Genomic DNA, 8,824 nt, shown 5'->3' on the forward strand with positions numbered 1-8,824 from the left:
TCTGGCAATTCAATCAGCTAAATCAAGCAGTTACAGCACTTCAACGATGGCCTTGGTGACCACGTGGATGTTGCTCTGGTTCAGCGCGGCAACGGCGATGCGGCCGGTGTCCAGTGCGTAGATGCCGAACTCGTTCTTCAGGCGAGCCACCTGCTCGACGGTCAGGCCCGAGTAGGAGAACATGCCCGCCTGACGGCCGACGAAGCTGAAGTCGCGCTTGGCGCCGTATTCGGCCAGCAGCTCGACCATCTGCTTGCGCATACCGTGGATGCGCACGCGCATCTCGGCCAGCTCCGCTTCCCACATCTGACGCAGTTCGTCGCTGTTGAGCACGGTGGCGACGATGGTCGCGCCGTGGGTTGGCGGGTTGGAGTAGGTGGTGCGGATCACGCGCTTGACCTGGGACAGCACGCGGGTGCTTTCGTCCTTGGAGGCGGTGACGATCGACAGCGCACCGACGCGCTCGCCGTACAGCGAGAACGACTTGGAGAACGAGCTGGAAACGAAGAACTCCAGGCCGGATTCGGCGAACAGGCGCACGGCGAAGGCGTCTTCGGCGATGCCGTCACCAAAGCCCTGGTAGGCCATGTCGAGGAACGGTACGTGGCCCTTGGCCTTGACCACTTCCAGAACGTTTTTCCAGTCGTCCAGGCCCAGGTCTACGCCAGTCGGGTTGTGGCAGCAGGCGTGCAGCACGACGATCGAGCCGGACGGCAGGTTGTTCAGGTCCTCAAGCATGCCGGCGCGGTTGACGTCGTTGCTTGGCGCGTCGTAGTAGCGGTAGTTCTGCACCGGGAAGCCGGCGGTCTCGAACAGCGCACGGTGGTTTTCCCAGCTCGGGTCGCTGATGGCTACCACGGCATTGGGCGACAGGCGCTTGAGGAAGTCAGCACCGATCTTCAGAGCACCGGTGCCGCCAACGGCTTGCACGGTCACCACGCGGCCAGCGGCCAGCAGTGGCGATTCGGCGCCGAAGATCAGTTTCTGTACAGCCTGGTCGTAGGTGGCGATACCGTCGATCGGCAGGTAGCCGCGCGAGGCGTGCTGGGCGGCACGCTGGGTCTCGGCTTCGATGACGGCGCGCAGCAGCGGAATGCGGCCTTCCTCATTGCAGTAGACGCCCACGCCCAGGTTCACCTTGTCGGTACGCGGGTCGGCGTTGAATGCTTCGTTGAGGCCCAGAATAGGGTCGCGGGGTGCCAGCTCTACAGCGGAAAACAGGCTCATTGTTACCTTGGCTCTGAATGGAGAGTGATAGGACGTACACGCTCCAGCCGAATGCACTGAAGCGGTGCACAAACGGGGAGTCAGTATAGTGATACCGATCGGTCACGGCGACACTGTGACGCAGCTTTTCAGATATTTTGCGCAAATATTTTTCGACCATTGGTCGAATTGCCAGGTCCATCGCAATAGGCGCTCACAGCTTGGCCTTGAATCCGGCACCGGCAGGGCGCATTTGGGTATAGACTACTGGCTAAATTTACAGTTGCTGCAGCGCCGCGAGGTCCGTCATGTCCGAGTTCCAGCTCGTCACCCGTTTTCAGCCGGCCGGCGATCAACCCGAGGCCATCCGCCAGATGGTCGAAGGCATCGACGCCGGCCTGTCGCACCAGACCCTGCTCGGGGTGACCGGTTCGGGCAAGACCTTCAGCATCGCCAACGTCATCCAGCAGGTGCAGCGGCCGACCTTGGTGCTGGCGCCAAACAAGACGCTGGCGGCGCAGTTGTATGGCGAGTTCAAGGCGTTCTTCCCAAACAACGCGGTGGAGTATTTCGTCTCCTATTACGACTACTACCAACCCGAAGCCTATGTGCCGTCGTCGGACACCTTCATCGAGAAGGACGCTTCGATCAACGACCACATCGAGCAGATGCGCCTGTCGGCGACCAAGGCGCTGCTGGAACGGCGCGATGCGATCATCGTCACCACGGTGTCGTGCATCTACGGCCTGGGCAGTCCCGAGACTTACCTGAAGATGGTTCTGCACGTCGACCGTGGCGACAAGCTCGACCAGCGCGCACTGCTGCGCCGCCTGGCAGACCTGCAGTACACCCGCAACGAAATGGATTTCGCCCGCGCCACCTTCCGTGTTCGCGGTGACGTGATCGACATCTTCCCGGCGGAATCCGACCTCGAAGCCATCCGCATCGAGCTGTTCGACGACGAGGTAGAGAACATCGCGGCGTTCGACCCGTTGACTGGCGAGGTCTTTCGCAAGTTGCCGCGCTTCACCTTCTACCCCAAGAGCCACTACGTCACCCCGCGCGAGACCCTGCTGGACGCGGTGGAAGGCATCAAGGTCGAGCTCAAGGACCGCCTGGAATACCTGCACAAGGCCAACAAGCTGGTAGAAGCCCAGCGCCTGGAGCAGCGTACTCGCTTCGATCTGGAGATGATCCTCGAGCTGGGTTACTGCAACGGCATCGAGAACTACTCGCGCTATCTGTCCGGGCGACCGGCCGGGGCGCCGCCGCCAACGCTGTACGACTACCTGCCTGCGGATGCGCTGCTGGTCATCGACGAATCCCACGTCAGCGTGCCGCAGGTGGGCGCCATGTACAAAGGCGACCGCTCGCGCAAGGAAACCCTGGTCGAGTACGGCTTCCGCTTGCCCTCGGCGCTGGACAACCGTCCGATGCGCTTCGACGAATGGGAGTCGGTGAGCCCGCAGACCATCTTTGTCTCGGCCACCCCGGGGCCCTATGAAGCGGAACATGCCGGGCGGGTAGTCGAGCAGGTGGTGCGCCCCACCGGCCTGGTCGATCCGCAGGTCGAAGTGCGCCCGGCGCTGACCCAGGTCGACGACCTGCTGTCGGAGATTCGCAAGCGCGTCGACCTCGGCGAGCGGGTGCTGGCGACCACGCTGACCAAGCGCATGGCCGAGGACCTCTCCGATTACCTGGCCGACCACGATGTGCGGGTGCGCTACCTGCACTCGGACATCGACACCGTGGAACGGGTCGAGATCATCCGCGACCTGCGCCTGGGTACCTTCGACGTGCTGGTGGGTATCAACCTGCTGCGTGAGGGCCTGGACATGCCCGAGGTGTCGTTGGTGGCGATTCTCGATGCCGACAAGGAAGGCTTCCTGCGCTCGGAGCGCTCACTGATCCAGACCATCGGTCGCGCCGCGCGTAACCTCAATGGCCGGGCCATTCTCTACGCCGACCAGATGACGGGTTCGATGCAGCGGGCCATCGATGAGACCGAACGGCGTCGGGAGAAGCAGGTTGCGTTCAACCTGGCCAATGGCATCGTGCCCAAGGGGGTGGTCAAGGACATCACCGATATCATGGAAGGCGCCACCGTGCCGGGGGCGCGTAGCAAGAAGCGCAAGGGCATGGCCAAGGCTGCGGAGGAGGCCGCCCGGTACGAGGCCGAATTGCGCACGCCGGGTGAGATCACCAAGCGCATCAAGCAACTCGAAGAGAAGATGATGCAGTTTGCCCGTGACCTGGAATTCGAGGCGGCGGCGCAGTTGCGTGACGAGATTACGCAGCTTCGGGAGCGGTTGATTACCAGCTGACTTTCCAGTTGTCTGGGCTGGCCTCATCGCCGGCAAGCCGGCTCCCACGGGTACTGCACAAGTCTTTGAAGCTGTGCAGCCCCTGTGGGAGCCGGCTTGCCGGCGATAGGGCCGCTGCAGGCTAGTGAACCTCCCCAGCCTTCAATCCCTCTGGCAGCTTGCGCGTCAACAGCACCGCCAGCATCCCCACCGCCAACCCGATCCCGACGAAATGGAAGGCATCGTTGTACGCCATGATCAGCGCCTGCTGGTGGGTAATCTCGCTCAACTTGCCCAATGCCGCATTGTCACTGCCCAGCCGTTGCGCCAACTGCGCCAGCCGTTCGGCCACTTGCGGGTTGCTCGGCACCACCGCCTCGCGCAGGTAGTCGAAATACACCTTGGTCCGCGCATCCAGCAAGGTCGCCAGCAGGGCAATGCCGATGGCACCCCCGAGGTTGCGCAGAATGTTGAACAGGCTCGACGCCGAGCCGGCATCCTGCGGCTGGATGTACGCCGTGGCGATCAACGAGATGGTCACCATGATCATCGGCTGGCCGAGGGCGCGGACGATCTGGATGTGATTGAACTGTGGCCCGGCAAAATCGGGATTCAGCACGCCGGAGCCGAAGCTGGCGACTCCGAACAGGCAGAACCCCAAGGCGCACAGCAGCTTGGGTGAAATCACCTTCATCAACTGTGGCACCAGCGGGATCAGAAACAGCTGTGGCACGCCCATCCACATGATCACCTCACCAATCTGCAAGGCGTTGTAGCCCTGGATCTGGGCCAGGTACAGCGGCAGCAGGTAGATCGATCCGTAAAGCCCTACGCCCATGCCCAGGCTGGCGATGCTCGACAGGCCGAAGTTGCGGTTGCCGAGAATGCGCAGGTTGATCAGCGGGTGCGGCTTGGAAAACTGCAGGATGACGAACGTGATCAAGCTGACCAGGGCCACCGTGCCCAGCCCCACGATCAGGTTCGACTCCAGCCAGTCCTTGCGGTGGCCTTCTTCGAGAAATACCTGCAGGCAGCCCAGGCCCAGGCCCAGGGTGACAATGCCGGCATAGTCGGTGCTTTTCAGCAGTTCCCAATGTGATTCTTTCTTTTCCAGCCCGTAGAGGAGGCCGGCGATCATCAACAGACCGGGCGGGATGTTGATGTAGAAAATGTACTCCCAGCCCCAGTTTTCGGTCAGCCAACCGCCCAGGGTCGGACCGATCGACGGGGCGAAAGTCGCGGTCATGGCGAACATGGCCATGCCCTTGGCGCGGTGGTGTTCCGGCAGCTTGATCAAGGTCAGGGTGAAGGCCAGTGGGATCAGTGCGCCGCCGGTAAAGCCCTGCAGGGCGCGGAACACGATCATGCTCTCCAGGTTCCAGGCCATCGAGCAGAGCAGCGAGGCGAACAGGAACCCGCCCGATACCCACACCGCCAGGCGCCGCGCCGACAGCAGCTGCACCAGCCAGGCAGTCAGCGGGATCATGATGATCTCCGCTACCAGGTAGGAGGTGGAGATCCACGAACCTTCCTCCAGGGTCGCGGACAGCGCACCCTGGATATCCTTGAGCGAGGAGTTGGTGATCTGGATGTCCAGCACCGCCATGAAGGCGCCGAGCATCACGCTCATCACCGCGATCCAGTCGCGCCGGCTCGGTTCGGCCGTGGGCCGAAGGAGTGCGTCACCGGCCATCGTGACCTTCGACTTCGGAGCGCAGGTCGACCGTGGCGGTCACCGACATGCCGGGGCGGATGCGGCCATGCAATGGATTGTCGGCGGCGAAGGTCAACTTCACCGGAATGCGCTGCACCACCTTGGTGAAGTTGCCGGTGGCATTGTCGGGCGGCAGCAGGCTGAACTGCGCGCCGGAAGCGGCGAACAGGCTGTCGACGCGGCCCTCGATCGGGGTGTCGGGGTAGCTGTCGAACAACAGCTCGGCGCGTTGACCAGGTTGCATGTGGCCGATCTGTGTTTCCTTGAAGTTGGCCTGCACCCAGATGGCTTCGTCGGGCACGATCGACAACAGGTAAGCGCCGGCCTGCACCACCTGTCCATTGCGGGCATTGCGCTGGCCGATGGTGCCGCTGATCGGTGCGCGGATTTCGCAGCGTGTCAGGTTCAGTTCGGCCTGCTCCAGTTCGGCGCGTGCATTGGCGATCTGCGCATCGAGGCGCTTGAGCTCGGCAGTGAGGGCGTTGACCTGCTGGCGCTGGCCTTGCAAGTCGGCACGGGCCTTGTCGACCTGAGAGCTGGCCACATGGTTTTCCGCCGAAAGGGTGGTCACCCGTTCTTCGGATACAAATCCTGGCTTGCGCAGTTTTTCCGCTCGGGTGAGGTCCAGGCGCGAACGGTCGAAGGTCGCCTGGTTGGCTGCGACCTGCGCCTGGCCGGCGGCAATCAGGCTGCCCTGCTGGGTCAGGCGGCTTTGCGCCTGAACCTGTTCGGCTTCACGGGTAGCCAGGGCAGCACGGGCGCGGTCCACGGCCAGCTGGAAATCGGCGACCTCCAGGCGCACCAAGAGCTCTCCCTTGCTGACATGCTGGTTGTCGTCCACCCGCACCTCGTCGATGCGAGCACCGAGCTGGCTGGAAATGCGCGTGATTTCGCCCTGGACATAGGCGTTGTCGGTGCTTTCGAAGAAGCGGCCCTTGAAGTACCAATGGGCGAGGAAGGCGAGGGCGATGATGGCCACCAGGCTGAAGAAGACCAGTAGGCGGCGTTTGAGTTGAGCAGGCATGAGGACTATCGTTCCAGAAATGTAAGCAAATTTAACAGCGACAGACGGTAAGTCCACAAGTGTCGTTAGCGCCATCGCTGGAGCCGGGTGCCCGCTCCCTGCTAACATCTCGCCTTTGTTTCATCTTTCGTCCGAGACTCTCCATGACCACCGTTCGCACGCGTATCGCGCCATCGCCCACTGGCGACCCCCATGTTGGCACTGCCTACATCGCCCTGTTCAACTACTGCTTTGCCAAGCAGCACGGCGGTGAGTTCATCCTGCGTATCGAAGACACCGACCAACTGCGCTCCACCCGCGAGTCGGAGCAGCAGATCTTCGACGCCTTGCGCTGGCTCGGCATCGAATGGAACGAAGGCCCGGATGTCGGCGGCCCGCACGGCCCGTACCGGCAGAGCGAGCGTGGCGAGATCTACGCCAAGTACGCCAAGCAGCTGGTCGATGCCGGCCACGCCTTCTATTGCTTCTGCACCGCCGACGAGCTGGAGCAGATGCGTGCCGAGCAGATGGCCCGTGGTGAAACCCCACGCTATGACGGCCGCGCCCTGCTGCTGAGCGACGAGGAGGTGCAGCGCCGCCTGGCCGCTGGCGAGCCCCATGTGATCCGCATGAAGGTGCCGAGCGAAGGCATCTGCGTGGTTCCGGACATGCTCCGCGGCGACGTCGAGATCCCATGGGACCGCATGGACATGCAGGTGCTGATGAAGAACGACGGCCTGCCGACGTACTTCCTGGCCAACGTGGTCGACGACCACCTGATGGGCATCACCCACGTGCTGCGCGGCGAAGAATGGCTGCCTTCGGCGCCGAAGCTGATCAAGCTGTACGAGTACTTCGGTTGGGAACAACCCAAGCTGTGCTACATGCCGCTGCTGCGTAACCCGGACAAGAGCAAGCTGTCCAAGCGCAAGAACCCGACTTCGGTGACCTTCTACGAGCGCATGGGCTTCATGCCCGAGGCGATGCTCAACTACCTCGGCCGCATGGGCTGGTCGATGCCGGACGAGCGCGAGAAGTTCTCCCTGGCCGAAATGGTCGAGCACTTCGACCTGTCGCGTATCTCCTTGGGCGGCCCGATCTTCGACATCGAGAAGCTGTCGTGGCTCAACGGCCAGTGGCTGCGTGAACTGTCGGTTGAAGAATTCGCTGCACGGGTTCAGAAGTGGGCGTTCAACAGCGACTACATGATGAAAATCGCCCCGCACGTGCAGGGCCGGGTCGAAACCTTCAGCCAGATCGCTCCGCTGGGTGGTTTCTTCTTCGAGGGTGCGCTGAAGCTCGACGCCAAGCTGTTCGAGAGCAAGAAGCTGTCCGCCGACCAGGTGCGTCAGGTGATGCAGTTGATCCTGTGGAAACTGGAAAGCCTGCGTCAGTGGGAAAAAGACCGCATTACCGGCTGCATCCAGGCGGTGGTCGAAGCGCTGGAACTGAAGCTGCGCGATGCCATGCCGCTGATGTTCGCCGCCATCACTGGCCAGGCCAGCTCGGTGTCGGTGCTCGATGCCATGGAGATCCTCGGCCCCGACCTGACCCGCTACCGCTTGCGCCAGGCGCTGGACCTGCTGGGTGGTGTGTCGAAGAAAGAAAACAAGGAATGGGAAAAGCTGCTGGCGAACATCGCCTGATGCAGCGCCGCTGATCTTGTGTAGGAGCGGCCTTGCGTCGCGAAAGGGCCGCAACGCGGCCCCCTGCGGTTGTGCAAACTTATCGATCGTGGGGCCGCTTCGCGCCCCTTTCGCGACGCAAGGCCGCTCCTACAAGGGCCATGCGCACCGCGAACTGAAGGGGCAGGGCGGTAAGTGATTGTTATCTGGGAAAAAACTTTTGAATATTTTCAAAAATTCGTTTGACAGCCCTGCAATCCGATCTTAATATGCGCCCCGTCCACAGCGATGAACGAAAACGAAACGCCAGGCACCCAGCCGGTGATTCAGTTCAGAGCGACATTGTGGGGCTATAGCTCAGCTGGGAGAGCGCCTGCATGGCATGCAGGAGGTCAGCGGTTCGATCCCGCTTAGCTCCACCAAATTCCGCTTGGCAGCCAAGGCTGGCAAGCAAGACCGGGTCCAGCAACCGGGTCTTGAAGGTAAGAAGGTTCGTCCCCTTCGTCTAGTGGCCTAGGACACCGCCCTTTCACGGCGGTAACAGGGGTTCGAGTCCCCTAGGGGACGCCAGTTTTGCACAAGCGATGTCAATGATGTCGCTGGGCCGAGAGGCTAGAAATTCGGGGCTATAGCTCAGCTGGGAGAGCGCCTGCATGGCATGCAGGAGGTCAGCGGTTCGATCCCGCTTAGCTCCACCAATTTAGCCAGGGTTCGCGTTTAGCGGATCTTCGCGAAGGTTACGTCCCCTTCGTCTAGTGGCCTAGGACACCGCCCTTTCACGGCGGTAACAGGGGTTCGAGTCCCCTAGGGGACGCCACTTTACCCGCGTTTTGCGGGACTTAAAGAGGCTCATTCGGATTTTGGATGAGCCTTTTGTTTTCGGGGCTATAGCTCAGCTGGGAGAGCGCCTGCATGGCATGCAGGAGGTCAGCGGTTCGATCCCGCTTAGCTCCACCAATTTAGCCAGGGTTCG

At 62.0% G+C, this 8,824-nt stretch carries 5 protein-coding genes and 5 tRNA genes; 7 read left to right on the forward strand and 3 right to left on the reverse strand.

What is annotated here, in order from left to right; genetic code table 11:
* Positions 1-30 precede the first annotated feature (30 nt).
* Positions 31-1,227, reverse strand: a complete 1,197-nt coding sequence (locus tag ACIPZG_RS24015) for an amino acid aminotransferase (RefSeq protein WP_400642896.1) — start codon at positions 1,225-1,227, stop codon at positions 31-33.
* A gap of 287 nt (positions 1,228-1,514) precedes the next feature.
* On the opposite strand from ACIPZG_RS24015, the gene uvrB reads away from it, so the two are divergent.
* The gene (uvrB, locus tag ACIPZG_RS24020; protein ID WP_400717515.1) at positions 1,515-3,530 is read left to right on the forward strand and encodes an excinuclease ABC subunit UvrB; all 2,016 of its coding nucleotides are present in this window, start codon (positions 1,515-1,517) and stop codon (positions 3,528-3,530) included.
* Positions 3,531-3,651: 121 nt separating this feature from the next.
* Here the strand turns inward: uvrB and ACIPZG_RS24025 are convergent, their stop codons facing one another.
* Together ACIPZG_RS24025 and ACIPZG_RS24030 are read right to left on the reverse strand one after the other, a co-directional pair.
* Positions 3,652-5,142 (reverse strand): MDR family MFS transporter, encoded by a 1,491-nt coding sequence (locus ACIPZG_RS24025; RefSeq protein WP_400717540.1) that lies wholly within the window; start codon positions 5,140-5,142, stop codon positions 3,652-3,654.
* Positions 5,143-5,191: 49 nt separating this feature from the next.
* Positions 5,192-6,247, reverse strand: coding sequence for an HlyD family secretion protein (locus tag ACIPZG_RS24030; protein WP_400717517.1), 1,056 nt, complete (start codon positions 6,245-6,247; stop codon positions 5,192-5,194).
* A 143-nt stretch (positions 6,248-6,390) separates the two neighbouring features.
* Here ACIPZG_RS24030 and gltX point away from each other — a divergent pair, with 143 nt between their 5' ends.
* The 6 genes from gltX to ACIPZG_RS24060 all read left to right on the forward strand — a co-directional run bounded on the left by gltX (position 6,391) and on the right by ACIPZG_RS24060 (position 8,808).
* Positions 6,391-7,872 carry a glutamate--tRNA ligase gene (gene gltX / locus ACIPZG_RS24035; protein WP_400717518.1) on the forward strand — a complete coding sequence of 494 codons (1,482 nt, stop codon included), beginning with the start codon at positions 6,391-6,393 and terminating at the stop codon, positions 7,870-7,872.
* Positions 7,873-8,197: 325 nt separating this feature from the next.
* Positions 8,198-8,273, forward strand: a tRNA-Ala gene (locus ACIPZG_RS24040).
* Between the two features lie 72 nt (positions 8,274-8,345).
* Positions 8,346-8,421 (forward strand) — tRNA-Glu (locus tag ACIPZG_RS24045).
* A 52-nt stretch (positions 8,422-8,473) separates the two neighbouring features.
* Positions 8,474-8,549 (forward strand) — tRNA-Ala (locus tag ACIPZG_RS24050).
* Positions 8,550-8,592: 43 nt separating this feature from the next.
* Positions 8,593-8,668 (forward strand) — tRNA-Glu (locus tag ACIPZG_RS24055).
* A gap of 64 nt (positions 8,669-8,732) precedes the next feature.
* Positions 8,733-8,808: transfer RNA gene (locus tag ACIPZG_RS24060), tRNA-Ala, on the forward strand.
* The last annotated feature ends 16 nt before the right edge of the window (positions 8,809-8,824 follow it).

Origin of the sequence: Pseudomonas sp. NPDC089395, from assembly GCF_044749525.1 — a bacterium.
Lineage (GTDB): Bacteria > Pseudomonadota > Gammaproteobacteria > Pseudomonadales > Pseudomonadaceae > Aquipseudomonas.

Coding starts and splice junctions, on each gene's coding strand:
- ACIPZG_RS24015 (WP_400642896.1), bottom strand. CDS start 1,227: ATGAGCCTGTTTTCCGCTGTAGAGCTGGCACCCCGCGACCCTATTCTG.
- uvrB (WP_400717515.1), top strand. CDS start 1,515: ATGTCCGAGTTCCAGCTCGTCACCCGTTTTCAGCCGGCCGGCGATCAA.
- ACIPZG_RS24030 (WP_400717517.1), bottom strand. CDS start 6,247: ATGCCTGCTCAACTCAAACGCCGCCTACTGGTCTTCTTCAGCCTGGTG.
- gltX (WP_400717518.1), top strand. CDS start 6,391: ATGACCACCGTTCGCACGCGTATCGCGCCATCGCCCACTGGCGACCCC.